Source organism: Micromonospora sp. NPDC047557 (genome assembly GCF_043205095.1).
Classification (GTDB): domain Bacteria; phylum Actinomycetota; class Actinomycetes; order Mycobacteriales; family Micromonosporaceae; genus Micromonospora.
The window spans coordinates 37,873-62,094 of record NZ_JBIDDK010000022.1 but is presented as its reverse complement, the minus strand read 5'-3'; the positions used below and the strand labels follow the sequence as shown (position 1 = coordinate 62,094).

The window sequence follows — 24,222 nt, the reverse complement described above, 5'->3', positions numbered from 1 at the left end:
ACACCGCCGGGGCCCCCTGGGGGGCCGCCCCCGGGGGGGTGTGGGCCGGGGCGGCGGGGCCCGGGCGGGCCCCCCCCCCCCCGGCCCGCCGGGGGGGGGGGGGCCCCCGGGGGGGGGGGGGGGCCCCCGACTGGATCCGCCACGAGTTGGCCCACCACGTGGCCCGGCACCCCGTCGCCGCGCCGGCCGGCCCGGCCTGATGCGAGCGTTCGCCCGGCTGGTGGCTCGGGCCGACGGCCGGGGCGGCACCGTCCTGACCGAGCTGCACGGCGAGACGCCGCTGCTGTTACGGCAGACGCCGGGTGACGCCGGCGCCGCGACAGTGCACGTCGTGGGCGGGGCCGCCGGCCCGCTCGCCGGCGACGACCTCCGTCTGGAGATCGACGTGGGGCCGGGAGCGGCGGTACGGGTGCACAGCGTCGCCGCGTCGGTCGCCCTGCCCGGCCGGCCCGGCGCGGTGTCGCGGATGGCGGTGCGGGCGGTGGTGCACGACGGCGCCGCACTGCACTGGCTGCCCGAGCAACTCATCGCGGCGGCCGGCTGCGCCCACCTGGCCGAATCCCGGATCGAGCTGGCCGCCGGGGCGAGCCTGAGCTGGCGGGACGAGTTGATCTGCGGCCGGTACGGCGAGTCGCCGGGCGGTGCGGTCGTGCACACCCGGGTCGACTACGACGGCCGGCCGCTGCTGCGCCAGTCACTGGCCGTGGGACCGCAGGCGCCCGGCTGGGCCGGCCCCGCCGTGCTCGGCGGTGCGCCGGCCACCGGCTCGTTGCTGCTGGTCGATCCGTCGCGGCCCGTCGAGCCGGCGACGGTCGACGGGACCGTCGCCCGGCTCCCGCTCGCCGGAGGCCCGGCGACACTGTGGACCGCGACCGCCCCCGACGCGCACACCCTGCGCGCCCACCTCACCGTGTAGGTGGACCCTGTTGTTCGGCATCTCGGCCCCCCAGGGGTGGGTGGCCTCCTATCCTCGAGGGGATGTGCCAACCGGAGCGACCGCCGTTCGGATGACGGCTCACAGGAGGCCGTGATGAGTGGGAAAGATCGACCCGAGGGCATCAGTCCGACAGCCGTGGAGGGCGCGCCCGGGCTGTGGCGTGTGGATCTCCAGCGACACGATCTCAGCATCGAAGGCCGTGAGGTCATCCAGAGTCGGGTGGAATTCACGCCGGACTCGCCGCCGTTCAAGCACTTCCATCCCGGTGAAGAGATCATCTGTGTGCTCCAGGGATCGCTGGAGTACACCCTCGAGGGCCAGCCACCAGTGGTGTGCAACGTCGGTGACGCTCTCACCGTGCCGTACGGCGTCCATCACCAGGCGCGCAACGTCGGCGACGGCGTCGCCGTCGAACTGGCCACGTACGTCGTCGAGAAGGGTAAGCCGCTTCTCACCAAGGTGGAGTGACCCACCGGGCATCGGGTCAGTGGCGCGGACCGGCCGCGTCGGCGTGGTCGCGGCGACGGGCCGGGTCGAGGCGGGCGATCAGGTCGTCGAGGTGGTCGATCAGGGCGGCGTCGGCCGGTAGGCCCAGATCGGTGAGGCTGGCCCGGATCCGCTCGTCGAGGCGGGCGTGTTCGCTGCGGCCCCGGGCCGTCAGGTAGGCCCGGATGCGTCGGCGGTCCAGCGGGTCGATCCGCCGGAAGACGAGGTTACGGTCGACGAGCTGATCGACCAGCTTGGTGAGGGTGCCCGGCGGGAGGGACGCCTCGGCGGACACCTCGCTCATCGGGTGACCCTGACCGTCGGCGAGCAGGCAGAGCACCCGCCACGCCTCGGTGGTCAGCTCGTCCTCGGCCAGGACGGCGCCCAACCGGCGGGAGAGCAGCCGTTCGGCGCGGGTGAGCGAGCGCAGCAGGTCGGCTGGCGCCCCGGGCACGTCTGACATGGAACTCCCTGGTCCGGTGGCCCTGCCATGGTACCGAGTCGTCCCGGTCCGTGGTGAACTCTGGTCTTCCGAGGTGGGCCGGGCAATCATGTGCTCATGTCCGCGCCGGCACCGCCGTGGCTCACCGTCGATCGGGCCGTGGTCAGCATCGCGCTGGTCTATCCGATGCGCGGGCCGGCGGGAATGTTCGGCCCGACCTGCGAACTCTGCGCCCAGCTCGCGGTCGAGGAGATCAACGCCTGTGGCGGGGTGCTGGGTCGCGAGGTGCGGCTGGTGCCGGTCGACGGCGGCGCCCCACCGGCCGAGGTGGCCGCCGAGGTCGAGGCGCTGGTGTCGGTGGGCGCCGTGCAGGGCGTGACCGGTTGGCACATCTCCTCGGTGCGGCAGGCGCTGGCGCCCCGGGTCGCCCACCGGGTGCCGTACGTCTACACCGCCCTGTACGAGGGCGGCGAGCGTACCGAGGGGGTGTTCCTGACCAGCGAGACGCCGGACGCCCAGCTGTGGCCGGCGATGCGGCTGCTCGCCGGGGAGCAGGGCGTACGCCGCTGGTTCGTGGTCGGCAACGACTACGTGTGGCCACGGCGGACCGCGCGGGCCGCCCAGCGGTACGCGGTGCGCGGCGGTGGGCGGGTGGTGGGGCAGTCGTTCCTGCCGTTGGAGACGCACGACTTCGACGACGTGCTGCGCCACATCGAGCGCAGCGAGGCCGACGCGGTGGTGATGCTGCTCGTCGGCGCCGACGCGGTGCGGTTCAACCGGGCGTTCGCCCGCGCCGGGATGGATCAGCGCTGCCTGCGACTGAGCACCCTCATGGACGAGAACATGCTGCTGGCCAGCGGTGTCGGCGCGACGCGGCGGCTCTACAGCACGGCGGGTTTCTTCGCCGGCCTGGTGACGCAGGAGAACCTGGACTTCCACGGTGAGTTCGCCCGCCGGTTCGGGGTGGAGGCGCCGCCACTGGGCAGCCTGGGGGAGTCCTGCTACGAGGGCGTGATGCTGCTCGCCGCCCTGATCGGGCAGGCCCGCACCCTCGACGTGCGGGCGATCGAGACGGCCGCCGACACGGTGGCGTACCACGGGCCGCGCGGTCGGCTGCGGCTGCGCCGGCGGCACGTGCGCCAGCGGATCTACCTCGCCGAGGCCGACGGTCTCGACTTCACGGTGCTCGCCCAGCTCTGACCGCCGGTTCCGGCCCTTGACAGCCCCACCCGGCTCGACCCTAAGATGCTTCCTGCGTGAAGTATCTGGCCGAGGGCCGGATGCTGCGAATGTGTGTCCACCGTCGGTGCAATCTGTTCGCCGACCATTGTGGTGGCCATTTTCCCCCCGAATTTTCGCCAGGCCGGCACCGTCTCCGACTGACGGTGTCGGCCATTGTGGTGTGCCCCTGGGAATGTCCACGGGAAACAGTCAATTAAGGACTGGGAAACACTCACGCAATCAAGCCGGTCGACGCTTTGCGTGCCCGTACCCGATGCGATGACCACAGGCGGCGTCCACCCGTCGACCTCGGCATCGCCCACTCGGCTCCACCGGACCGCACCGACCGTCCATTCATCACGTGAGTGCACCGCAGGGAGAATAGATGTCACTTCTTTGGAGCCGCCGCATCCTGGCGGGCACCATGACCCTCGTCGTCGCGGCCGCGCTGAGCGCGTGCGGCAGCAAGACCAGTGACGAGGGCGGCGCGGCCGGCGTCACCGCCGACGTCTCCGGCGACACTGTCAAGGTGGGCCTGCTCAACTCGCTCTCCGGCACCATGGCGATCAGCGAGGTCACCGTCCGCGACTCCATCATGCTCGCCGTCGAGGAGATCAACGCGGCCGGCGGCGTGCTCGGCAAGAAGATCCAACCGGTCGGGGAGGACGGCGCCTCGGACTGGCCGACCTTCGCGGAGAAGGCCGAGAAGCTCATCTCCGAGGACCGGGTCGCCGCCGTCTTCGGCTGCTGGACGTCGGCCAGCCGCAAGGCGGTCAAGCCGGTGTTCGAGAAGAACAAGGCGCTGCTGTTCTACCCGGTGCAGTACGAGGGGTTGGAACAGTCGCCCTACATCTTCTACACCGGAGCGACGACCAACCAGCAGATCGTTCCCGGCCTCGACTACCTCAAGGCCGAGGGGGTGAAGTCGGTCTATCTGGTCGGCAGCGACTACGTCTTTCCCCGTACCGCGAACAAAATCATCAAGGCGTACGCGGCCGCGAACGGGATGACCGTGGCCGGTGAGGACTACGCGCCGCTCGGGTCCACCGAATTCGGCACGATCGTCAACAAGGTCAAGTCGTCCGGCGCGGACGCCGTGTTCAACACCCTCAACGGCGACAGCAACGTGGCCTTCTTCAAGGAGTACAAGTCGGCCGGCCTGACCGCCGCGGCGATGCCTGTGGTGTCGGTGTCGATCGCCGAGGAGGAGGTCAAGGGCATCGGCACCCAGTACCTCCAGGGCCAGTTGACCGCCTGGAACTACTACCAGACCACGCCCGGCGCGGCGAATGAGAAGTTCGTGGCCGCGTACAAGGCGAAGTACGGCGCGGACAAGCCGACGAGCGACCCGATGGAGGCCGCGTACGTCAGCGTCTACCTGTGGAAGGCGATGGTGGAGAAGGCCGGCGCGTTCGACGTCGAGAAGGTCCGCACCGCCTCCGACGGGATCACCTTCGACGCGCCGGAGGGCCTGGTCACCGTCGACGGGAAGACCCAGCACATCGCCAAGACCGCCCGGATCGGCAAGATCGGCGCCGACGGTCTGATCACCGAGGTGTGGAACTCCGGCAAACCGGTCGCGCCGGACCCGTACCTCAAGACCTACCCGTGGGCGAGCGGCCTGAGCTGACGACGCCGGCCCGGGCGGCGCGCGCCTCGCCGCCCGCCCGGGCCACCCGACCAGCAGTACGGAGTACCCACCGTGACAGTCCTCTTCGGTCAACTCTTCACCGGCATCAGCATCGGCGCGGTGCTGCTGCTCATCGCGCTCGGGCTGGCGCTGACTTTCGGCCAGATGAACGTCATCAACATGGCGCACGGCGAGTTCATCATGGCCGGCGCGTACACCACGTACGTCCTGCAGCAGAGCATCACCGGCGCCGGCCTGTCGCTGCTGGTCGCGCTGCCGGTGGCGTTCGTGGTCGCCGGCACGATGGGCGTGCTGCTGGAGATCCTGCTGATCCGCCGGCTCTACGCCCGCCCGCTGGACACCCTGCTGGTCACCTGGGGTGTGTCGCTGATGCTGCAACAGCTCGCCCGCGACATCTTCGGCAGCCCGAACGTGCAGACCCGCGCACCGGACCTGCTGACCGGCAACGTGGCGTTGCCCGGCGGGCTGACCATCGCCAACAACCGGCTGTTCATCCTGGCCCTGGCCCTGGCCGCCGTCGCGGCGCTCACCCTGGCGCTGCGGCTCACCCCGCTCGGGCGCCGCATCCGCGCGGTGGTGCAGAACCGCGACCTCGCCGCGGTGTCCGGCATTCCCACCGCCCGGGTCGACCGGACGACGTTCTTCCTCGGCTCCGGCCTGGCGGGGCTCGCCGGGGTCGCGCTCACCCTCCTCGGCCCGATCGGCCCGACCATGGGCACCAACCTGATCATCGACGCCTTCCTGGTCGTCGTGGTCGGCGGGATCGGCCAACTCAAGGGCAGCGTGATCGTCGCCTTCGCCCTCGGCGTGCTCCAGGCCACCGGGGAGTACCTCACGACCCTCAGCGTCGCCAAGGTGATCGTGTTCGTGGCGATCGTCGCGTTCCTCCAGTGGCGGCCACAGGGCCTGTTCACCCTGCGGACCAGGAGCCTCGCATGACCGCCGTGACCCCCGCCCCACCGGACACCGCCGTGCGGCCGGCACCCGCCGGCGCCGTACCGCCGAAGCCGCCGGGCGGCCGGTCGCGGCTGCGCGCGGCGGCGGGCTTCGCGTTCGGCGCGGCGCTGCTGTTCGCCGTGGCGCCGCTGGTGCTGTCGGACTTCCGGCTGGCCCTGCTCGCCAAGTACCTCTGCGTCGCCATGGTCGCGGTGGGCATCGGGATCGCCTGGGGCCGGGGCGGGATGCTCACCCTCGGCCAGGGCGTCTTCTTCGGCCTGGGCGGCTACGCCATGGCCATGCACCTCAAGCTCGCCGACGCGGGTCCCGGTGGGATGCCCGACTTCATGCAGCTGTACGGGCAGCTCGACGATCTGCCCCTGTGGTGGCGGCCGTTCGCCAGCCCGTGGTTCGCGCTGCCCGCCACGGTGCTGCTCCCGATGGCTGTCGCCTTCGGGCTCGGCTCGCTGGTGTTCCGCCGCCGCGTGCGGGGCGCGTACTTCGCCATCCTCAGTCAGGCCCTCGCGGCCGCCATGGTGATCCTCCTGATCGGGCAGCAGGGCACCACGGGCGGCACCAACGGGCTCACCGACATCGAGGGCTTCTTCGGCTACGACCTCGACGACCCGGTCAACCAGCGGATGGTCTACTTCATCATCGCCGGCGTCCTGCTGGCGCTGCTCGCGCTGACCCGTCAGCTCATCCACAGCCGCTACGGCGAACTGCTGGTGGCGGTCCGCGACGGCGAGGAACGGGTCCGCTTCCTCGGCTACGACCCGGCGTCGGTCAAGCTGGTGGCGTACGTGGTCGCGGCCGGTATGGCAGGGCTGGCCGGGGCGCTGTTCGTGCCGGCGGTGGGCATCATCTCGCCCGCGCTGATCGGGATCGTCCCGTCGATCGAGTTCGTCATCGGCGTCGCGGTGGGTGGCCGGGCGACGCTGCTGGGCCCGGTGCTCGGCGCGGTGGCGGTGGCCTGGGCGCGTACCGCCCTGTCGGAGCGTTTCCCGGGCACCTGGACGTACCTGCAGGGTCTGCTCTTCGTGGTCGTGGTGGCGTTCCTTCCCGGTGGCCTGGCGTCGCTGTGGGCGCTGGCCCGCCGCCGCGACGGTGGCCCGGCACCCAGCCGGCGCCTGTGGTCACCACCGGGTCGACGTCGCGTCGAACGGCCGGAGGTGCCGGCATGAGCGGCGAGCGGCTGGACGGCCTGTCCGTCCGTGACGTGCGGGTCAGTTTCGACGGCTTCACCGCCGTCGACGGCGTCTCGCTGGAGGTGCCGGCCGGCGACATCCGGTTCCTGATCGGCCCGAACGGCGCCGGCAAGACCACCCTCGTCGACGCCGTCACCGGCCTGGTGCGGGCCACCGGCTCGGTGCGGTTCGGCGACCAGGAGCTGCTCGGCCGCCCGGTGCACCGGATCAGCCGGCTGGGCATCGGGCGAACCTTCCAGACGTCCACGGTGTTCGAGGAGCTGTCGGTCGTGCAGAACCTCGACATCGCGGCCGGCGCCCGGCGGAGCTGGGTGACCCTGGCGCGGCGTCGGCGGGGAATCCCCGACGAGGTGGCCGCCGCGCTGGAGACCATCGGCCTCGCCGGGCGGGCCGACCAGCTCGCCGGGACGCTCGCGCACGGCCAGAAGCAGTGGCTGGAGATCGGGATGCTGCTGGTGCAGGACGCGCGGCTGCTGCTGCTCGACGAGCCGGTCGCCGGGATGAGCCACGAGGAGCGCGACGCCACCGGCGCGCTGCTGGAGACGGTGAGCCGGGACCGCACGGTGGTGGTGATCGAGCACGACATGGACTTCCTGCGCCGGTTCGCGCGCAGCGTCACGGTGCTGCACGCGGGCAAGGTGCTCAGCGAGGGCACGGTGGCGCAGGTCCAGGCGGACCCGCGTGTGCAGGAGGTCTACCTTGGCCACCCGGTCGCCGCCGGGTCGGCCCCCAGTCCTCTGGAGGCATGATGCTGACCCTGCGCGGGGTGCACGCCGGATACGGGCGTTCGAGGGTGCTGCACGGGGTGGACCTCGCCGTCCCGCCCGACGGGGTGGCCGCGGTGCTCGGGCACAACGGCGCCGGCAAGAGCACCCTGCTGCGTGTCGCGGCGGGCCTGCTGCGACCCAGCGCCGGCACCGTCGAGCTGGACGGCGAGGACGTCACCCGTCTCGCGCCGCACGAGCGGGTCGAGCGCGGGATGGCGTACGTCCCGCAGGGCCAGCAGTGCTTTCCGCACCTGACCGCCGCGGAGAATTTGCGCCTGGTCGCCGACGGCCGGCGCGACGGCGCGGTGGCCACGGCGGAGGTGCTGGACCTGTTTCCGGCGCTGCGCCCGCTGCTGCGCCGACGGGCCGGGCTGCTCTCCGGTGGCCAGCGCCAGCAGTTGGCCATCGCCCGCGCGCTGATCACCCGGCCCCGGCTGCTGATGCTCGACGAGCCGACCGAGGGCATCCAGCCGTCGGTGGTCGCGGAGATCCAGGAGCGGATCGTCGAGCTGACCCGACAGTCCGGCTTCAGCGTGCTGCTCGTCGAGCAGCACCTGGGTTTCGCCCTGCGGGTGGCGAACCGCTACCACGTGCTGGAATCCGGTCGGGTCACCTCGGACGGCGACGGCGGAGTCACCGCCGAGCGGGACGTCCGGGCGGCGCTGGCGGTCTGACCGGCACCCCCACCGCAGGTCAGGTCGTCGGCGCGGGGCCTGTCGAGTCCCGGACGACCAGCAGGTGGCCGGTGCCGCGGCGGCGGGGACGCGCCGAGCGGGGCTTGAGGGCGAGGGTGAGCGCCGTGCGGCCCATCTCGGTCATCGGCAGCCGGATGGTGGTGAGGCTGGGCGCGAGGTCGGCGGCGACGGAGACGTCGTCGAAGCCGACGACGGAGATCCGCGCGGGCACCGGCACGCGGCGCGACCGCAGCGTCGAGAGCACGCCGATGGCCATGGCGTCGTTCAGCGCGATGATCGCGGTGGTCTCCGGGTGCTCGTTGAGGATCTGCTCGGTGGCGGCCCGTCCGCCGCCGCGGGTGAAGTCCCCGTGCACGACCGTCAGGTCGGCGGGGCGCAGGCCACGTTGCCGCAGCGCGGACGTCACGCCGGCGAGCCGGTCGGCGACCGTGGTGAGGCCGGCGCTGCCGGCGGCGACCGCGATGCGGCGGTGGCCGAGGTCCATCAGGTGCGCGGCGAGCGCGTGCCCGCCGGCCTCGTTGTCCGGCAGGACGGCGTCGACGCCGAGCGCGTGCCGGCCGATGGCGGCGACCCGGCCGCCGTGGTCCTGGAACGCCGCCAGCTCGGCGCGGGCCTCGGCCTCGACCCGCGGGTCGTCGTACCCGGAGCCGCTGATCAGGATGATGCCGACCCGCTGGGCGATGAGGTGGCGCAGCTGTTGCAGCTCGTAGCCCGGGTCCCGGCCGGACTGGCAGATCTGCACCAGCAGCCCCTGCTCGGCGGCGAGCTGGATGACCCCGGCGGCGATCTCGGAGAAGTAGGGGTCGTCGACCTGGTGGACGATCAGCCCGACGGTGGACCGGGCGCCCCCGGCCAGGGTGCGGGCGTACGGGTTGGCGACGTAGCCCAGCTCGTGCGCGACCTGCCGGATCCGGTCGGCCACCTCGGTGCTGACCCCCTCGCGACCGGCGAGGGCCCGGGAGGCGGTGGCCAGTGAGACGCCCGCACGTTCGGCCACCTCCACGAGGCGCGGCCGCTGGCCAGCCCTGGGCATCCGCGACTCCCCGAGAACATCCATGTCACCGGATCTATTGCCAGTGACGTTCGCCGAAGCCTAGGGTACGTAAGCGCTTACGTAAGCGCTTACGTAGCGGGCACCGGCGTGCCGCGAAACGAGGTGAACGATGTCCAGAGCCCGAATCGTCGCCGTCTCGCTCCTGGTGGTCGGCGTGCTGACCGGCACGGGCGTGCCGCCGGCCCAGGCTGACCGCAGCACCGCGCACGACGTCCACCCGGCTCTGCGGGCGCACCTGGTCGCCGCGTACGACTTCGACCACCCGGTGCCGGGCGACCCGGCCCTGGAGCGTGACCAGGGCCGCTCCGGCACCGAGATCGAGCTGATCAACGGCGGCGCGGCGATGCGGGTGCCCGACCGCGCCTACCGGGGCAGCGGCAACGCGGTGCAGACCCGGCAGGTCGACCCGGCGACCACCGGAAACGACGACTGGAAGGCCGGAACGTGGTCGGCCAGCGGGGTGCGGACGCTGCGAGCCTTCAGCGCCACCGGCGGCACCACCATCATGGGCTGGTTCAAGCTGAACATGGACAGCCCGGCGCTCAACTCCACCACCGCCGACCCGAACGACAGGTACAACGCGATAGGGCTGGCCGGCCTGCTCACCGGCGACTCCGACGGCCACGGCGTCCGGGCCCTGCTGGAGCTGATCGACGTCGACGGCGAACTGCGCCTCGTCGCGCTCGGCCGTCGTCTCGACGGTGGCAACTCGCAGACGTTCGCCGCGAATCGGGACTGGCGGGACCTGCTGCCGGTGGGGGAGTGGGTGCACCTCGCCGCCACCTTCGACTTCGGCACCGGCGCGCTGGCCCTCTACCGCAACGGCGAACCGGTCGACGGCTTCTACACCCGCACCGACGACCCGTGGCTCGTGTCGGGGCCCGGCCCGCACGTCACCACCGCCTCCGACCCCCGCGGCATCAAGATCGGCGGGAGCTTCCCGCAGGACACGCTGGAGCGCAACCCCTGCGACTGCCGCATGGACGGCCTGCTGTTCCTCGACAGCGTGGTCTCCGCGCGCGACGTGCGCAGGCAGTACGACCGCATGGCCCGCTGACCACCCTCGGCACCGTCCCACCGAGAAGGAGACACGCGTGCGCATCCTCCACCGCCGCCCCGGCCGCGTCCGCCGGTCCGCGCTGACAGCCGGCCTCACCGCCCTCGTGGTGGTGCTGTCCACCCTGGTCGCGGGCCCCGCCCGAGCCGCCGGCGCGGTCTACGACCCGATCCCCGAGATGCCGATCCAGTCCCGCCTCGGGCTGGTCCTGAGCGAGTACGCCCGCTTCCCGCAGTCGTACCCGACCCCCGCGCCGACGGACCAGCGGCTCATGCGGACCGCCCGGATCAACACCATCATGGAGCTGCCCGACGGCTCCGGCCGGCGCGCGGTGCCCGACCTGAACGGCAACCTCTACCTGGTCGAGAACGGCGTGCCACACGTCTACCTCGACGTGGCGGCGACGTTCGCGCCCCGGTTCTTCTCCGGCCGAGGGCTCGGCCAGGGCTTCGGGTACGTCGCCTTCCACCCCGAGTTCGGCGTCAACGGCCGGTTCTACACCATCCACACCGAGCTGGCCTCGGCGGCGACCACGCCACCGGACTACGCCCAGGCCGGCACGATCTACCACGGCGTCATCACCGAGTGGACGGCCACCGACCCGGCCGCCGACACCTTCGCCGGCACCCGTCGGGAGGTGCTGCGCATCGGCTTCGGCGGGCAGGTGCACGGCATCCAGGAGATCAACTTCAACCCGACGGCGAAGCGCCACGACCGCGACTACGGCCTGCTGTACCTCGCCGTCGGCGACGGCGGCCTGGGCGTCCGCAACACCGACCCGCAGAACCTGGGCCTGCCGCACGGCAAGCTGCTGCGCATCGACCCGCGAGGCACCAACTCGGCCAACGGCCGGTACGGCATTCCCGCCGACAACCCGTTCGTCGGGCAGGCCGGCGCGCTCGGCGAGATCTACGCCGTGGGCTTTCGCGACCCGCACCGGTTCAGCTGGGACCGGGCGACCGGCCGGATGTACCTCGGGCACATCGGTGAGCACGCCATCGAGGCGATCTACGAGGTCCGCGCCGGCGACAACTTCGGCTGGAGCGAGCGCGAGGGCTCCTTCGTCTTCGACAAGGCGGCCACCAACCCCTGCGACCGGCTGTTCCCGCTGCCCGCCGACGACAAACGCTACGGCTACACGTACCCCGTCGCCGCGTACGACCACGACCCCGCCGCGGACTGGAACTGCACTGCGGACGTCGGCGTCGCGGTGGCCGGCGGGTTCGTCTACCGCGGGCACGCGGTCCCCGCGCTGCGCGGCAAGTACGTCTTCGGCGACCTCGTCGACGGCCGGGTGCTCTACACCGAGGCAAACGAGATGCGCCGCGGCCACGGCCTCGCACCGATCCACCAGCTCGCGCTCTTCAACGCCGCGGGTGGCCCGGTGCGGATGCGGGACCTCTCCGGACCGGGCGCCCCCGGCGACCCCAACCGGGTCGACCTGCGCTTCGGCACCGACGCCGCCGGCGAGCTGTACCTCGTCGCCAAGGCCAACGGCACGATCTGGAAGGTGACCGGCACGAGGGAGTTCGCCAGCGGCGACGTCGGCGACACCACGCTGCGCCACACGTCGGGCGCCGCGAACTGGGCGCCGGTGACGCCCGCGAAGTGGCAGTTCACCCGCGACCAGGTCATCCTCGCCGAGGCCGGCGAGAGCCGGCCGGGCCCGCGCCGGCCCTTCGAGTACGCCGTGCTGACCGCCGGCCCGGCGTGGTCGTCGGTCCTCCTCGACGCTCGGGTACGACTCGACACGCCGGTCGAGGTCAGCAACCGGGACGTGATCATCGTCTTCGGCTGGCGCTCGGACACCGAGTTCTACTACGCCCACCTCTCCACCGACAACACGATCTATCCGCACAACGGCATCTTCAAGGTCAACAACGCCGACCGGGAGCGCATCGACCACCAGTGGAACGGCCGCTCCCGAGGCGCCAACCCGGCGATCACCGACGCCGACTGGCACCGCGTACGCGTCGTGCACCTGCCGGCCACCGGCGAGATCGCCGTCTACGTCGACGGGCACCGGGACCCGCTGCTGACCGCGAAGGACACCACCTTCGGCTCGGGGCGGGTGGGCTTCGGCTCGTTCGACAACGTCGGCCGACTGCGCAACCTCACCGTCACCGGCACACCGGCCTGAGACCCGCCGGGGACGGCGGCCTTTCGTGCCGTCGTCCCCGGCACTGCACCCCGTCGGCCGAGCCGGCCCGGATGGCACGTCCGGTTCGTAGAATCCGTGCCATGCCGCAGATCGTCGAGTTGCTGGCCTCGCCCGTGCACCGCTTGCGGGGCCGGCCCTCCGACGGCCCGGCGCCAGCCCCGCCCGGCGAGCTGGTCGACACCGTTCAGTTGCGCGCCGGGCTCGGCGTCGTCGGCGACCGCTACTTCGGCAAGCCGGCGCACCGCGACGCCAGCGTGACCGTGATCGCCCAGGAGTCCCTGCCGGCCGGCATCGGCCTGGCGCAGGTCCGGCGCAACATCCTCACCGCCGGCATCGCCGTGGACGAGCTGATCGGCCGGGTCCTGATCCTGGACTCCGGCGACGGCCCGGTCAGCCTGCGGGTGAACCGGGCGGCCCGTCCGTGCGCCTGGATGGACGTCACGGTCGGTCCGGGCGCCTGGAAGGCGCTGCGCACCACGGGCGGCATCCGCTGCACCCCGCTCAACGACGGTCTGCTGCGCGTCGGCCCGATCGACGCCACCGTGAGCTGAAGCGGGACAGCCCGGCCGACGGGTCAGACCGGGCTGATGTGTGCGGCGAGGATCCGCCAGCCGTGCGGGTCGTCGTGGATCCAGGTCCGGGTGTAGCGCAGGCGCGCGGCGAACGGCTCACCGTTGAACACCCCGGCCACCCGGCCCAGGAAGAACGTCACACCGGTCCGTCCGACGACGAGCAGGTCCAGCTCCTCCTCGATCAGCTCCTCGATCACCGAGGTCCGGTCCCGGTGCGCGGCCAGGTCCTCGGCCTTGCCGTGCTGGCGGCCGTCGGGGCCGATCGCGATGAGCTGGTCGACCAGCAACTGATCGAGGGCCGCGACGTCACCGGCGAGCTGCGCGGCCTGCAGGGTGCGTTCGGCGTCGAGCAGCTCGGCCTCGCGTTCGCTGTCCGGCATGGCCGTCCTCCTGGTCTCCTCCGTCCGGCGCCACCGTCCGGACTGACCGCATTGTGGCAGTCGGCACGCCTCGACGTGGGCGCATCGGCGCGGCGGCGCGTCTCGTCCCACCGCGGGTTCCACCCGGCCGGAGCGCCACCTCGATGCGCCGGCTGTGTGCCGTTCGTCGGTCGGTGACTAGGCTTCGTGCCATGGCGGACCACGGTGGTCCCGGCGCGCACGCCGCCGAAGCGACGCGGCCGGTCGAGACGGTCGTCCGGGAGATCCTTGCGGTCGTCCCGGCCGGGTGTACGTGGCTGTTGCCCGTGCCCGACGACCACCGGGCGGTCGCCGATTTCCGGATCGCGGCCACCAGCGGCCAGAGCCACGACATCTACGGTCGGGGCGTGGAGCGGGTGGGCGCCCGGCTCAGCGAGCTGTACCCCAGCATGGTCGGCGGACCCCTCTGGCAGCTCTACGAGCAGGTCCTCGCCACGGGTTCGTCCGGCCGCCTGGCCGACTTCCGGCACGAGGAGAAGCGCACCGGCGTCGTCGCCGACTCGCTGTTCGACGTCGATGTGCACCGCGTCCTCGGCGGCCTGCTGGTGTCCTGGCAGCGCCTCGACGAGGACCGCCGGCGCATGGACCGCACCGAGCTGCTGGGCAACCTCGGCTGGGCGGAGTACGACCTGGCCAGCGGGGTCAGCCAGTGGTCCCCCGGGATGTACCGCATCTTCGAGCGTGATCCGGCGCTCGGCCCGCTGTCGCGCGCCGAGCAGGCAGCCGCGCTGCTCCCCGACGACTACATGCTCAGCGAGACGGCGTGGCAGACGCTGGACAGCGGTGCCGCCTCGGACGTGACGGTTCGGTTCGAGGCGGCGGGCGCGGTCCGGTACCTGCGGATCCTCTCCGACGTCTCCCGCGATGCGAACGGCGCCCCGCTGAAGATCCACGCTGTGGTGCAGGACGTGACCGCCCCGGTGGACTCCCGGACCGCCATCGAGCGACTCAGCGACCAGTTGCGGACGCGGGAGATGACCGCCCTCGCCGAGCACCGGCTGGCCGGGCAGTTGCAGAACCTCATCCAGCCGGTGCCCCGCGACCCGTTTCCGCTGGCCGGCCTGGAGGCGGTGGTCAACTACCTGCCGGCCGAGAGCGCCGCGCGCGTCGGCGGGGACTGGTACCACGCGCAGACCCTGCCGGACGGAAAGGTAGTGCTCGCCGTCGGCGACGTCACCGGTCACGGGCTGGACGCGGCGAGCGGAATGGCGCACCTGCGCTTCGCCCTGGTGGCCTGGCTGTCGATCGGCATCCGGGACCCGTCGGTGCTGCTGGGGCACCTCAACCGGCTCTGCGGGCAGCTCTCGATCACCGGAACCGCCGTGGTCGCGGTGTACGACCCGGCCACCCGGGTGCTCTGCTGGGGCCGCGCCGGGCACATGGTGCCGCTGCTGTCCCGCGCCGGCGAGACCAACCCGCTGGACCGCCCCCCGGGTCTGCTGCTGGGCGCCGGTGACGACGCGGTGTACCCGGTGCTCGCCCCGCGCCTGAGCCCCGGCGACCTCGTGCTGTTCTACACCGACGGCCTCATCGAGCGACGCGCGCCCGAGCAGGACCTGTTGCCGCAGGTGCGCGCGACCCTCTCGGCGCTCACCGCGACGCCGGGGGAGCAGCCCCTCGTCCGGCTGCGTGCCCTGCTCAACCATCCCAGCCCGGACGACGACACGTGCACCCTGGCCGTGCGCGTGCTGCCCTGAGCCACCCCGCTCAGAGCGCCAGCCGGATCCGGACCACGGTGCCCTCACCGGCGGCCAGCACGGCCACCTCGTCACAGACCTGCTCGACGATGGCCAGCCCGCGACCCCGTACCGCGTCGGCGGCCGGCATGGCCCGGCCGAACGCCCGCGCCGGGCCCTGGTCGACGACGTCGCAGAACAACTGGTCCCCCTCGGCCCAGAGCCGGACCCGACCACCGTCGGCGGTGTGCTGCAACGTGTTCGTGGCCAGCTCGCTGACCGCCAGCGCCAGCAGCTCCACCCGCTCGGCCGTGAGGCCCCGGGCGATGGCGCCGGCGCAGACGAACGCGCGCAGCGCCCGCAGGTCGGTCGCCACCTCGTACGCCATGGTGTCCGTCCGCAGGTCTGGCGAGGGCTGCTCGGCCACGCCCCGGGCCTCCCGCCGGTCGGCCGCCATCAGCCCGCCAGCCGCGAGTCGTCGGCGGGTGGGCGCAGCAGGTTGCCGATGCCGGTGATGTCGAGGACGGTCGCGACCGGGCCGGCGGCGTTCACGGCGTACAGATGTCGGCCGTTCGCGCGTGCCTCCTGATGAGCGGTCACCAGGCCGTGCAGGCCGGTGGAGTCGAGGAACCGCAGCCCGCCGACGTCGACCACCACCACCGGCGCGGCGCGTACCGCCGCGGACAGCACGGCCGTCAGCTCAGTCTGGGCGGCCAGGTCACACTCACCCATCAGCGTGACCACGATCCGCCCGGGTGTCGTGGACGTGCGGGCCTCGAAGTCCGCCATCAGACAGCAGCACCTTCCTCGTAGCGTCAGCTGTTGTCCGCACATCATGTCATTCGCCGGCCGACTGACCACGTCGTCCGTTCGGCGGGTGATCACCATAAGCCGTTCCGGTCCGCTTCCGAGGCCCGACGACGGGACGCGGAGCTTCGGGCGCGGGTCGCCGATCCGCCCTTCGAGGGGGTCAGGGCGTCGCCTCGAACGCGACGGACTCGCTCAGTTCGCGCCACCGCGCGTCGGACGCGGCGAGCGCCTCGGCGACCGTCGAGGCGGCCACCACGGCGTCGGCGCCGAGGAGCAACCGGGCGGGCGGATCCTCGACGCGGGTGATCCGGATGATCGCCTGGGCGGCCCGGGCGGGGTCGCCGGGCTGGTTCCCGCTGGTGCGGCGCATCCGCTCCACGACCGGCTCGATGACCGGCCGATACGGCTCGCTGATCGGCAACATGCTCATCGAGGCGCCTGCCCAGTCGGTGCGCAGCGCGCCCGGCTCGACCGTGGTGATCCGGATCCCGAACGGCGCGACCTCCGTGGCGAGCACCGCCGAGAAACCGGCGACCGCCCACTTGGCGGACTGGTACGCGCCCAGCCCGGTGCTGGCGACCCGGTCACCGACACTGGAGATCTGCACGATGTGCCCACGCCCCTGCTCCCGCAGCACCGGCAGGGCGGCGCGGGTCAGGTTGACCACCCCGAAGAAGTTGGCCTCGATCTGCGCCCGGAAGGCATCCTCGGACACGTCCTCGATCGCGGCCACGTCGGCGTACCCGGCGTTGTTGACCAGGACGTCCAGACTGCCGAACGCGTCCACCGCGCCGCGTACGGCCGTCCGGGCGGCGGCCGGATCGGTGACGTCGAGCGCGACCGCCCGGACCTGGTCGCCGTACCGGTCGGTGAGGTCGGCGAGCTGTGCCGGGTTGCGGGCGGTGGCGACGAGCCGGTCACCGTCGGCCAGCACGGCCTCGGCGAGCGCCCGGCCGAGCCCTCGCGAGCAACCGGTGACGAGCCAGACTCGTGGCACGACGTCTCCTCCTGGCGGGACTCGCGTGGTCGCTACGGGCGGATGTCCAGGGCGCCGATCAGGTCGTCGCGCAGGGTGAACCGGTAGCGCAGCTCGATCGGGCTGCCCGGAAATTCGCCCGACACCCGTGTGATGACCAGGTACGAGTCGCCCGCCTGGGGCGTCACCCGCAGCGGTTCGGCGGTGTACGAGGAGGCCGCCATCGTCCGCTGCGCCCAGGAGCGGATCGACGGCCGGTCCTCGTACAGCCGGTCCTCGTCGGCCACGTTCGCGGTGTCCGCGAAGCAGGCGACGAGGGCGTCGAGGTCGCCGTCGCGGACGGCCCGGTAGTACCGGTCGATCACGTCGGGCAGGTCGACCGCCATCTGCTCCTCCTGCGGCACGGGCCGCCGTCGGGCGGCCGGCGTGAACCCGGTCCGACCTCACCGTACGAGACGGGGCTGGCCGGGCGCGGGGCAACCGACAGAAGCGACCTCGTCGCGCGCCCGACCAGTAGTTCCAGATCCGGGCCGAGTGCGGCACGCTGGTGTCGATCATGGGCTGGTCGGCGGCCGACCGGGGGCGGCGCCGGCATGCTGGGGCGCACCCGGGTTTGCCGCCGGTAGGCCGGGGTAGCCACGCGTCTCGGCAACGGAAAGGGCGGGACCATGGCCGATCTGGGATTCGTCGACAAGGTCGCGGCGCGGGCGGGCATCCCGCCCGCGCAGGCACGCCCGCTGACCGAGGCCGTGCTGCGGACGCTCACCGAGCGCCTCAGCGGCGGCGAGGCCGCCGCGCTCGCTCCCCACCTGGCCGTCGAGCTGAGCCCACTGCTGGTCAAGGCCGCCGAGCCGCCGGAAGCGTTCGGGTACGACGAGTTCCTGCGCCGCGTGGCCGACCGCGCCGGGACGGATCGGCCCGGGGCCGAACGGGGCGTACGGGCGGTTCTGCAGACCATGCACCGGGTGGTCGGGCACCGCGAGTTCACCGACGCCCTGTCCCAACTCCCCGCGGACCTGCGCGCACTGGCCCAACCCCTGCCGCAGGGTCCCTGACCGAAGTCGTGTCCCGTCGGGCTGGCCGACCGACGGTCGGCGCGGAGCGCGGTCCGACCGGCCGGTCAGACCGCGCCCCAACGGGTGTCAGCCGGCGGTGACCACCCACTTCTGGTGTGCGCCACCGACGTACGTGCCGATCTGGATCTGGGTGCCGTCGGCGGTGCCGCCCCCGGCGGCCTGCAACACCTTGCCCGACTGCGGGTTGCGGATCGACCCGTCGGACTGCGGTTGCCACACCTGCGAGCCGGTGCCGTTGCAGGTCCACAACTGCACCTTCGTGCCGTCGGCGGTGCCGGCGTTGTCCACGTCCAGGCACTTGCCCAGCGCCCGGTACGTGTCGCCGGACCGGCTCCACGACTGCGCGCCGGTGCCGTTGCAGGTCCACAACTGCACCTTCGTGCCGTCGGCGGTACCGGCGTTGTCCACGTCCAGGCACTTGCCGCCGATGCCGGTGATGCTGCCCGCGCCGCTGGCGGCGCTGCCATACACCTCCAACTCGTAGATGCGCGCCGCGGTGTCACTGGTGCTGGTCGGTGCGGTGACGGCCAACCGGACGTAACGGGCACCGGGCGCGGTGACGTCGTGCGTCGTGGTGCTCGCCGTGTTGCCGGTCACCGTGGCCCGGGTGGTCCAGCTCGTGCCGTCGGGGCTGGACGCGATCGTGAAGTCCCGGGTGTTCCAGGCGGTGTCCTCACCACCGGCGCCGGCATGCTTGACCACCACCCGGTTCACCGCGTAGCTGCCCCCCAGGTCCACCTGGAGATACTTCGACGTGCCCTTCGAGCACCACTTGTCGGCGTTGCCACCGGTGACGCTGCCGTTGACGGCCTTGGCCGGCCCCTCGGTCGTCGAGCAGGAGCTGTCCGCGGTGGCCGGCTTGTTGAGCGCCAGGTTGGTCCCGCCGCTCGGCGGGGTGACGCCCGGGATGGCGTTGAGCGTGTACCACGCCTCGGTGCTCCACAACGACTGCCCGCTGGTGGAGGTGAACGGGCGCGGTGACCGCAGGTAGACCACCCGGCCGGCCTTGCGGCCGTCGACGGTCAGGCTGACCTTCCTGCCGTCCGCTGAGAGGGTGGCCCCGCTGACGGTCAACGTCTCCTCGTCGATCTTCGGGCCGCCGTAGTTGGACGTCGGCTCGTACCGCCACTGCTTGACCTTGTAGTGGGCGGCCAGGTTGGCGGCGGTCTCCGCCGAGACCGGCTGCGTGTACTCCACCTCGAAACCGGCGGTGGTGGCCCGCATGGCCAGCATCTCGAAGGTGCTGGTGCTGTTCGGGGTGAGCTTCTGCAACCCGTACGTCAGCTTGCCGGTCTGGCCCCAGTTGCCGCCCGCGCCGAGCCCGCCGACGTAGATCGCGCCGTCCGGACCGAGGTTGACCTCGGAGACGCCCGCCTCCAGGCCCTGGGTGAGCCGGAACAGCGCACCCTGGTACTCGCCGTTGACCTTCTCGACCGACGCGCGCTGGAGGCCGCCGTAGGTGACGTCACCGATCACGAACTGCCCGGCGTACCGCCCGGTAGTGAGGTAGAGCGGCGTGCTGGGGGAGTTGGCGATCTCGTTCTGCGGCATCCAGAGCACCGGCGGGGTGACCGGGTTGGCGTCGAACGGGCCCGCCGGGGTCATGTAGTGGTTGAAGAAGCGACCCTGCTTGATGTGCACCAGCTTCGACGACGGCAGCCAGCCGCCCTGGTTGTCGGTGACGAAGATGCCGCCCTCCGGGCCCCAGCCGATGCCGTGCGGCGTCCGCAGGCCGCCGGCGATGTAGCTGACCGCGCCGGTGTCCTTGTTGACCTTGATGGTGGTTCCCCGGTTGGCGGCGGGCTGCGGCACCGTGGTCGCGCCGCCGTAGTCGATCGACACCGACAGGTTCACGTAGAAGGAACCGTCCTGGTAGAGCAGACCGAACGCGAACTCGTGGAACTTGCCGCCGTGCGGCCAGGTGGCGACGGTGTCGAGGCGGTCGGCCACCTCGTCTCCGGTGGTGTCCACGAGCCGGGTCAGCCGCTGCTTCTCCGACACGTAGACCACGCCGTCGACGACCTTGAGCCCCATCGGCTCCTTGAGGCCGCCGGCGATCTTCTTGGTGGTCACCGACCCGGGGCCGGTCGCGCCGCCGGTGTTGCCCATGATGTACACCTCGCCGTCCTGGGAGGTGCCGGACTGGTCGCTGCCACCCCAGGTGCTGATGACCAGCCGGCCGTCGGCCAGCCAGTCCATCCCGGTGACCTTCGGCTGGAAGCCCGAGGGTCGCAGGTTCGTGAGCGTGTAGCCGGGGTGCACGCCGGTGAGCGGCAACCCGTCGCCGGGGGAGTCGGTGACGCCCTCGCACTCCTTGCGCCCCGGTGCGGTCACCCGTACGACTCCGGCGTCGGTGCTCAGCGCCGAGGTCGGCACGACCACGAAGGACGACGAGCCGGGCGTCCGCCACTCCAACGTGATCTGCTGGCCACCGGCGCGCTCGAAGTGGTCGATGCGCAGTGGGTGCAGCCCGGCGGCGAGGGTGACGGCGCCCTCCTTGGGTGGGGTGGCGCCGTGCAGGCCGTCGTGGTTGATCACGACGGTGTTGTCGATCGTCAGTTTGGACCCGTCGTCGCTGCTGAGCCGGAAGGTGTAGCTCCCGGCCTGGGTGATCGTGATGTTGCCGAGCACCTGGGAGACGAAGTTGTCGTCGAAGCCGAAGTCGGCCGGCGACGTCCAGTTGATCGTGGACATCAGCTTGTCCACGTTCGGGGTCTGCGCGGGCTTGAGCGTGCAGATCTCGGAGAGCGGCACCTGGACGTCATAGACGCGCAGGGTGACGCCCGGTTCCTGCTCGGGGGCGGCGTCGGCCGGGTCGGCCCAGAAGCCGACCGCGAGGACGAGCGCGAGCGCGCCCAGGACGGGACTGCGGAATCGGCGCAGCAGCGGTGTGCCCATCGTTCCTCCACAGAGGATAGGAGTGACCGACGGCCGGCGTGCAGAGATGGTGAGGCGGTGGCCGCCGGCCCGGTCCGTAACGTCCTCGACGCCGACGAGTGACGCTCCGGAAACACCGGGTTGATGGGTCGAGACATTAAGGGGTTTCGATCGGGGTGTCCATGCCTTTGCATCGATACATCAAAAGTTCCCGATGTTCGTGCGAAAGATCGCGGCACTGGTCACCGGATGTCGGAAATGTGCCAGCGCCGTATGGCGTTTCAGGTCCGGGCCAGCGGTGAGTGCTCCGGGCGGTACGCCCAACCGCCGATGGTCGTTGCTGGACAGAAGGCGGACAAGCGCCCGACCGGGGGCGTCACATCGGTGCGCCTCAGCGGCGGCCGCGACGAGCGGGCCGGCGGTCCGTTGCACCGCGCGGACGCGAGGCCGCGCCCCGCGGACGAGGCGCTCCGCTGCGCGGGCGGGTGGTGCCGCCGGATGACGGCGGCGCCGGACGGCGGCGGGCCGCCACCACGATGATCGTGCCGACGACCACCACGACGGCGGCGGGCACCACCCAGGGCGGAAGCCCTCCCTCCGGTGCGGACGCCGGTGGCGCGGCCGCGGGGGTGGCGTCCGCAGGGAGCGTCGCCGCCGGCACGGCGGAAGCCGAGGGGGTGCCCTCGGCCTGGGCGAGGAGTGCGGGCTCGGGGCCGTTCGTCGGTGCCGTCCAGCCGGCCGGGGCGGCCGTGCTCGGGCCCTGGTAGTCGAAGGTGACGGTGCCCCGCACCGCTTCGCCGTCCGAGGCGACCGTGAGGTAGCTGGCGGTGTAGCGGCCCTTCGCCGGCCAGTGGGCGACGGTCACCATGGCGGGGAAGCCGGTGTGGTACAGCCGCGGCTCGAAGACGCCGTTGACCATGAAGTACTCCTGGACCGGCTTGTCCAGCCGCTTCGGCTCGCCGTACGACCAGCCGCTGTCGACCCGTGACCCGTTCGGGCCGGTGAGGGTGAAGTGCGCGTTGGCGGCCGGCTTCTCGGTGAAGTACAACCCGACCTGGGCCAGGGGCTTGCGGACGACGGTGCCGGTCAGCGGCGTGGAGGTCGCCAACTGCCCGTGCGCCGACGCCGGGGCGGCGGGCAGCGCCAGCGACACCACCAGCAGCGCCGCCAGCACCGCGACGGTACGGCACACAACGTGACAGACAGTGACCAGCCTCGATCGCATTCGTTCATCATGGTCATTTCCCCACCGCCGAACAAGACGTAGAGTTCACCCTCCGACGATCAGCTCGACACCCCGCCCCCCGCGTCGTTCGGAGTCCGCCCGTGCTCGTCCGCGCCCCCGGTGCCCGCCGCGCCGCCGTCCCCACCACCCTCCTCGTCACCGGTCTGCTCAGCGCCCTGCTCACCGCCGGCTGCGGGCAGGACGACGCCCCGTCCGTGGCCGCCCCCTCGACGCCGGCCACGTCGGCCGCCGCACCGACCGCCTCCGCGCCGGCCTCGGCGGACAGTCCCACTCCCACTCCCACTCCCACTCCCGCTGCCACCGCCAGCACGCCCGCGGTCGACCGGGAGATCACCGTGACCATCGCCAAACGACGGATCAGCCCGCCCACCGGCCGGGTGACCGTGGCCAAGGGCCAACTCGTCCGGATCACGGTCACCTCGGACGCCGACGACGAACTGCACGTGCACGGCTACGACCTGGGCGCGCGACTGCCAGCCGGCACGCCCGGCTCGGTGGAGTTCCGGGCCGAGAAGACCGGGCTGTTCGAGGTGGAGACGCACGAGACCGAGCTGGTGCTGTTCCAGCTCGTCGTCCGCTGAGCGGGATGTCCGCCGCCCCCGCGCTGCTGGCGCACGGCGTCGGCGGCCGCCAGGACCTGCCGATCACGCTGCCCGAACTCGTCGTCGCCGCAGCCCTGACCCTGGTCGTCACGTTCCTCGCCCTGGGCCTGCTCTGGCGCGAGCCACGCCTCGACCGGGACGCCGCCGGTGGCCGACCGGTACCCGACCGGCTGGCCGGCCTCGTCGACGCCCCCGCGTTCCGGTGGGCGCTGCGCGTACTGGGACTGCTCGCCGCCGGCTGGTTCTGCGTGGGCCTGCTCGGCGGCCCGGACACCCCGGACAATCCGACGGCCGGCGCGCTCTACGTGCTCCTCTGGGTCGGGCTGATACCCGTCTCGCTGCTGTTCGGTCCGGTCTGGCGGGCGGTCAACCCGCTGCGTACCGTGCACCTGCTCGTCGCCCTGGCGGCGCGGCGCGAGCCGGCGCGCGGCGTCCGGGAGCTGCCCGCCGGCCTGGGCCTCTGGCCGGCCGCGCTCACTCTGTTCGGGTTCGTCTGGCTGGAGCTTGTCGCGCCGGACCGGGCCACCCTGCCGGTCATCACCGCGTGGCTGGCCGGGTACGCCGTGGTCATGCTGGGCGGCGCCGCGCTGTTCGGCGCGGGCTGGTTCGACCGGGCCGACCCGTTCGAGGTCTACAGCGCGCTCGTCGGCCAGCTCGCCCCGATCGGCAGGGCCGCCGACGGTGTGCTCGTGTGGCGCAACCCGCTCGACGGGATCGCCGGGCTGCGGCCCCGTCCCGGGCTCGTCGCCGTGGTGATCGTGCTGCTCGGCTCGACCATGTTCGACAGCCTCTCCAACGCGCCGGCGTGGCTGCGCTTCTCCCAGGAGAACGGCCTGCCCCCGGCGGTCACCGGCAGCACTGGACTGATCGTGGTCATCGGCGTCGTCGCCGTGGCGTACCTCCTCGCCACCGGCGCCGCCGCCCGCGTCGGCCGTGCCGGACCGCCACACGCCGCGGAGCCACCGAACTCTGCTGAGTCGCCGCGGGTGCCGCGCGAACTCGCGCACTCGATCGTGCCGATCGCGGTGGGCTACGTGGTGGCGCACTACTACTCGCTGCTGATCCTGGAGGGGCAGCGCACCGTCGCCCTGCTGTCCGACCCTCGCGACACCGGGGCGGACTGGTTCGGCACGGCGGGTTGGCAACCGCACACCGGGCTGGTCACCCCGTCCGGGGTGGCCAACCTCCAGATCACCGTCATCATCGTCGGGCACCTGCTCGGCACGCTGCTCGCCCACGACCGCGCCCTGTACCTGTTTCCCCGGGCGCGGGCGGTGGCCGGTCAGCTCCCGCTGCTCGCGCTGATGGTCGCGTACACCGTCGCCGGCCTGCTGCTGCTCTACGCCGGTTAGG

The 24,222-nt window shown here is 72.4% G+C and carries 24 protein-coding genes; 15 read left to right on the top strand and 9 right to left on the bottom strand.

The annotated features are described in order from the left end of the window. The first annotated feature begins 199 nt into the window (after window positions 1-199). Window positions 200-916, top strand: coding sequence for an urease accessory protein UreD (locus tag ACGGAQ_RS31325; protein ID WP_393055459.1), 717 nt, complete (start codon window positions 200-202; stop codon window positions 914-916). Window positions 917-1,030: 114 nt separating this feature from the next. Then, window positions 1,031-1,405, top strand: a complete 375-nt coding sequence (locus ACGGAQ_RS31320) for a cupin domain-containing protein (RefSeq protein ID WP_354860647.1) — start codon at window positions 1,031-1,033, stop codon at window positions 1,403-1,405. Between the two features lie 16 nt (window positions 1,406-1,421). On the opposite strand, the gene ACGGAQ_RS31315 is transcribed toward ACGGAQ_RS31320, so the two are convergent. Then, window positions 1,422-1,886, bottom strand: a complete 465-nt coding sequence (locus tag ACGGAQ_RS31315) for a MarR family winged helix-turn-helix transcriptional regulator (protein WP_393055456.1) — start codon at window positions 1,884-1,886, stop codon at window positions 1,422-1,424. Window positions 1,887-1,982: 96 nt separating this feature from the next. Between ACGGAQ_RS31315 and ACGGAQ_RS31310 the strand changes: the two genes are divergently transcribed. The 6 genes from ACGGAQ_RS31310 (at window position 1,983) to urtE (ending at window position 8,322) form a co-directional block, all read left to right on the top strand. Next, window positions 1,983-3,065: a substrate-binding domain-containing protein gene (locus ACGGAQ_RS31310; RefSeq protein ID WP_393055453.1), complete on the top strand. Its 1,083-nt coding sequence runs from the start codon at window positions 1,983-1,985 to the stop codon at window positions 3,063-3,065. A gap of 406 nt (window positions 3,066-3,471) precedes the next feature. Beyond that, on the top strand, window positions 3,472-4,716 hold the full coding sequence (gene urtA / locus ACGGAQ_RS31305) for an urea ABC transporter substrate-binding protein (protein ID WP_393055450.1): 1,245 nt from the start codon (window positions 3,472-3,474) through the stop codon (window positions 4,714-4,716). A 72-nt stretch (window positions 4,717-4,788) separates the two neighbouring features. Continuing rightward, entirely contained in the window at window positions 4,789-5,676 is an 888-nt protein-coding gene (gene urtB, locus ACGGAQ_RS31300) for an urea ABC transporter permease subunit UrtB (protein ID WP_393055447.1), read from the top strand. Further along, complete coding sequence (urtC, locus tag ACGGAQ_RS31295; RefSeq protein ID WP_393055444.1) at window positions 5,673-6,857, top strand: urea ABC transporter permease subunit UrtC; 1,185 nt, start codon at window positions 5,673-5,675, stop codon at window positions 6,855-6,857. The genes urtB and urtC overlap by 4 nt, the downstream gene beginning before the upstream one ends. Further along, window positions 6,854-7,630, top strand: coding sequence for an urea ABC transporter ATP-binding protein UrtD (gene urtD, locus ACGGAQ_RS31290; RefSeq protein ID WP_393055441.1), 777 nt, complete (start codon window positions 6,854-6,856; stop codon window positions 7,628-7,630). Before urtC ends, urtD begins: the two co-directional genes overlap by 4 nt. After that, window positions 7,627-8,322 (top strand): urea ABC transporter ATP-binding subunit UrtE, encoded by a 696-nt coding sequence (gene urtE, locus ACGGAQ_RS31285; RefSeq protein ID WP_393055438.1) that lies wholly within the window; start codon window positions 7,627-7,629, stop codon window positions 8,320-8,322. The genes urtD and urtE overlap by 4 nt, the downstream gene beginning before the upstream one ends. A gap of 19 nt (window positions 8,323-8,341) precedes the next feature. On the opposite strand, the gene ACGGAQ_RS31280 is transcribed toward urtE, so the two are convergent. Continuing rightward, window positions 8,342-9,376: a LacI family DNA-binding transcriptional regulator gene (locus ACGGAQ_RS31280; protein ID WP_393055435.1), complete on the bottom strand. Its 1,035-nt coding sequence runs from the start codon at window positions 9,374-9,376 to the stop codon at window positions 8,342-8,344. A gap of 130 nt (window positions 9,377-9,506) precedes the next feature. Between ACGGAQ_RS31280 and ACGGAQ_RS31275 the strand changes: the two genes are divergently transcribed. The 3 genes from ACGGAQ_RS31275 to ACGGAQ_RS31265 all read left to right on the top strand — a co-directional run bounded on the left by ACGGAQ_RS31275 (window position 9,507) and on the right by ACGGAQ_RS31265 (window position 13,166). Beyond that, window positions 9,507-10,454 (top strand): LamG-like jellyroll fold domain-containing protein, encoded by a 948-nt coding sequence (locus ACGGAQ_RS31275; RefSeq protein ID WP_393055432.1) that lies wholly within the window; start codon window positions 9,507-9,509, stop codon window positions 10,452-10,454. A gap of 37 nt (window positions 10,455-10,491) precedes the next feature. Further along, entirely contained in the window at window positions 10,492-12,594 is a 2,103-nt protein-coding gene (locus tag ACGGAQ_RS31270) for a PQQ-dependent sugar dehydrogenase (RefSeq protein ID WP_393055429.1), read from the top strand. 101 nt (window positions 12,595-12,695) lie between these two features. Further along, window positions 12,696-13,166 carry a molybdenum cofactor biosysynthesis protein gene (locus ACGGAQ_RS31265; RefSeq protein ID WP_393055426.1) on the top strand — a complete coding sequence of 157 codons (471 nt, stop codon included), beginning with the start codon at window positions 12,696-12,698 and terminating at the stop codon, window positions 13,164-13,166. A 23-nt stretch (window positions 13,167-13,189) separates the two neighbouring features. On the opposite strand, the gene ACGGAQ_RS31260 is transcribed toward ACGGAQ_RS31265, so the two are convergent. Next, window positions 13,190-13,567: a nuclear transport factor 2 family protein gene (locus tag ACGGAQ_RS31260; RefSeq protein ID WP_393055423.1), complete on the bottom strand. Its 378-nt coding sequence runs from the start codon at window positions 13,565-13,567 to the stop codon at window positions 13,190-13,192. 191 nt (window positions 13,568-13,758) lie between these two features. Here ACGGAQ_RS31260 and ACGGAQ_RS31255 point away from each other — a divergent pair, with 191 nt between their 5' ends. Beyond that, entirely contained in the window at window positions 13,759-15,303 is a 1,545-nt protein-coding gene (locus ACGGAQ_RS31255; protein WP_393055420.1) for a PP2C family protein-serine/threonine phosphatase, read from the top strand. 10 nt (window positions 15,304-15,313) lie between these two features. Here the strand turns inward: ACGGAQ_RS31255 and ACGGAQ_RS31250 are convergent, their stop codons facing one another. The 4 genes from ACGGAQ_RS31250 to ACGGAQ_RS31235 all read right to left on the bottom strand — a co-directional run bounded on the left by ACGGAQ_RS31250 (window position 15,314) and on the right by ACGGAQ_RS31235 (window position 17,454). Beyond that, window positions 15,314-15,739 (bottom strand): ATP-binding protein, encoded by a 426-nt coding sequence (locus tag ACGGAQ_RS31250; RefSeq protein ID WP_393055417.1) that lies wholly within the window; start codon window positions 15,737-15,739, stop codon window positions 15,314-15,316. After that, entirely contained in the window at window positions 15,739-16,071 is a 333-nt protein-coding gene (locus tag ACGGAQ_RS31245) for an STAS domain-containing protein (RefSeq protein ID WP_393055415.1), read from the bottom strand. The genes ACGGAQ_RS31250 and ACGGAQ_RS31245 overlap by 1 nt, the downstream gene beginning before the upstream one ends. Before the next feature lie 181 nt (window positions 16,072-16,252). Then, window positions 16,253-17,089: an oxidoreductase gene (locus ACGGAQ_RS31240; RefSeq protein ID WP_393055412.1), complete on the bottom strand. Its 837-nt coding sequence runs from the start codon at window positions 17,087-17,089 to the stop codon at window positions 16,253-16,255. A 32-nt stretch (window positions 17,090-17,121) separates the two neighbouring features. Then, window positions 17,122-17,454, bottom strand: coding sequence for a nuclear transport factor 2 family protein (locus ACGGAQ_RS31235; protein WP_393055409.1), 333 nt, complete (start codon window positions 17,452-17,454; stop codon window positions 17,122-17,124). 282 nt (window positions 17,455-17,736) lie between these two features. Here ACGGAQ_RS31235 and ACGGAQ_RS31230 point away from each other — a divergent pair, with 282 nt between their 5' ends. Then, the gene (locus ACGGAQ_RS31230; protein WP_393055406.1) at window positions 17,737-18,123 is read left to right on the top strand and encodes a DUF2267 domain-containing protein; all 387 of its coding nucleotides are present in this window, start codon (window positions 17,737-17,739) and stop codon (window positions 18,121-18,123) included. Window positions 18,124-18,210: 87 nt separating this feature from the next. On the opposite strand, the gene ACGGAQ_RS31225 is transcribed toward ACGGAQ_RS31230, so the two are convergent. Both ACGGAQ_RS31225 and ACGGAQ_RS31220 read right to left on the bottom strand, forming a co-directional pair. After that, window positions 18,211-21,042, bottom strand: coding sequence for a ricin-type beta-trefoil lectin domain protein (locus ACGGAQ_RS31225; RefSeq protein ID WP_393055403.1), 2,832 nt, complete (start codon window positions 21,040-21,042; stop codon window positions 18,211-18,213). Window positions 21,043-21,412: 370 nt separating this feature from the next. Next, window positions 21,413-22,246 carry a copper resistance protein CopC gene (locus ACGGAQ_RS31220; RefSeq protein ID WP_393055401.1) on the bottom strand — a complete coding sequence of 278 codons (834 nt, stop codon included), beginning with the start codon at window positions 22,244-22,246 and terminating at the stop codon, window positions 21,413-21,415. A gap of 101 nt (window positions 22,247-22,347) precedes the next feature. Here ACGGAQ_RS31220 and ACGGAQ_RS31215 point away from each other — a divergent pair, with 101 nt between their 5' ends. Together ACGGAQ_RS31215 and ACGGAQ_RS31210 are read left to right on the top strand one after the other, a co-directional pair. Beyond that, window positions 22,348-22,848: a hypothetical protein gene (locus ACGGAQ_RS31215; protein WP_393055398.1), complete on the top strand. Its 501-nt coding sequence runs from the start codon at window positions 22,348-22,350 to the stop codon at window positions 22,846-22,848. Window positions 22,849-22,853: 5 nt separating this feature from the next. Next, the gene (locus ACGGAQ_RS31210; RefSeq protein WP_393055395.1) at window positions 22,854-24,221 is read left to right on the top strand and encodes a hypothetical protein; all 1,368 of its coding nucleotides are present in this window, start codon (window positions 22,854-22,856) and stop codon (window positions 24,219-24,221) included. Window position 24,222: the final 1 nt, after the last annotated feature.

What these genes read in the sequence shown, in the direction of transcription:
- ACGGAQ_RS31325 (WP_393055459.1), top strand. Translation starts at nt 200, where the DNA reads ATGCGAGCGTTCGCCCGGCTGGTGGCTCGGGCCGACGGCCGGGGCGGC.
- ACGGAQ_RS31320 (WP_354860647.1), top strand. Translation starts at nt 1,031, where the DNA reads ATGAGTGGGAAAGATCGACCCGAGGGCATCAGTCCGACAGCCGTGGAG.
- ACGGAQ_RS31315 (WP_393055456.1), bottom strand. Translation starts at nt 1,886, where the DNA reads ATGTCAGACGTGCCCGGGGCGCCAGCCGACCTGCTGCGCTCGCTCACC.
- ACGGAQ_RS31310 (WP_393055453.1), top strand. Translation starts at nt 1,983, where the DNA reads ATGTCCGCGCCGGCACCGCCGTGGCTCACCGTCGATCGGGCCGTGGTC.
- urtA (WP_393055450.1), top strand. Translation starts at nt 3,472, where the DNA reads ATGTCACTTCTTTGGAGCCGCCGCATCCTGGCGGGCACCATGACCCTC.
- urtC (WP_393055444.1), top strand. Translation starts at nt 5,673, where the DNA reads ATGACCGCCGTGACCCCCGCCCCACCGGACACCGCCGTGCGGCCGGCA.
- urtD (WP_393055441.1), top strand. Translation starts at nt 6,854, where the DNA reads ATGAGCGGCGAGCGGCTGGACGGCCTGTCCGTCCGTGACGTGCGGGTC.
- urtE (WP_393055438.1), top strand. Translation starts at nt 7,627, where the DNA reads ATGATGCTGACCCTGCGCGGGGTGCACGCCGGATACGGGCGTTCGAGG.
- ACGGAQ_RS31280 (WP_393055435.1), bottom strand. Translation starts at nt 9,376, where the DNA reads ATGCCCAGGGCTGGCCAGCGGCCGCGCCTCGTGGAGGTGGCCGAACGT.
- ACGGAQ_RS31275 (WP_393055432.1), top strand. Translation starts at nt 9,507, where the DNA reads ATGTCCAGAGCCCGAATCGTCGCCGTCTCGCTCCTGGTGGTCGGCGTG.
- ACGGAQ_RS31265 (WP_393055426.1), top strand. Translation starts at nt 12,696, where the DNA reads ATGCCGCAGATCGTCGAGTTGCTGGCCTCGCCCGTGCACCGCTTGCGG.
- ACGGAQ_RS31260 (WP_393055423.1), bottom strand. Translation starts at nt 13,567, where the DNA reads ATGCCGGACAGCGAACGCGAGGCCGAGCTGCTCGACGCCGAACGCACC.
- ACGGAQ_RS31255 (WP_393055420.1), top strand. Translation starts at nt 13,759, where the DNA reads ATGGCGGACCACGGTGGTCCCGGCGCGCACGCCGCCGAAGCGACGCGG.
- ACGGAQ_RS31250 (WP_393055417.1), bottom strand. Translation starts at nt 15,739, where the DNA reads ATGGCGGCCGACCGGCGGGAGGCCCGGGGCGTGGCCGAGCAGCCCTCG.
- ACGGAQ_RS31245 (WP_393055415.1), bottom strand. Translation starts at nt 16,071, where the DNA reads ATGGCGGACTTCGAGGCCCGCACGTCCACGACACCCGGGCGGATCGTG.
- ACGGAQ_RS31235 (WP_393055409.1), bottom strand. Translation starts at nt 17,454, where the DNA reads ATGGCGGTCGACCTGCCCGACGTGATCGACCGGTACTACCGGGCCGTC.
- ACGGAQ_RS31230 (WP_393055406.1), top strand. Translation starts at nt 17,737, where the DNA reads ATGGCCGATCTGGGATTCGTCGACAAGGTCGCGGCGCGGGCGGGCATC.
- ACGGAQ_RS31225 (WP_393055403.1), bottom strand. Translation starts at nt 21,042, where the DNA reads ATGGGCACACCGCTGCTGCGCCGATTCCGCAGTCCCGTCCTGGGCGCG.
- ACGGAQ_RS31220 (WP_393055401.1), bottom strand. Translation starts at nt 22,246, where the DNA reads ATGCGATCGAGGCTGGTCACTGTCTGTCACGTTGTGTGCCGTACCGTC.
- ACGGAQ_RS31210 (WP_393055395.1), top strand. Translation starts at nt 22,854, where the DNA reads ATGTCCGCCGCCCCCGCGCTGCTGGCGCACGGCGTCGGCGGCCGCCAG.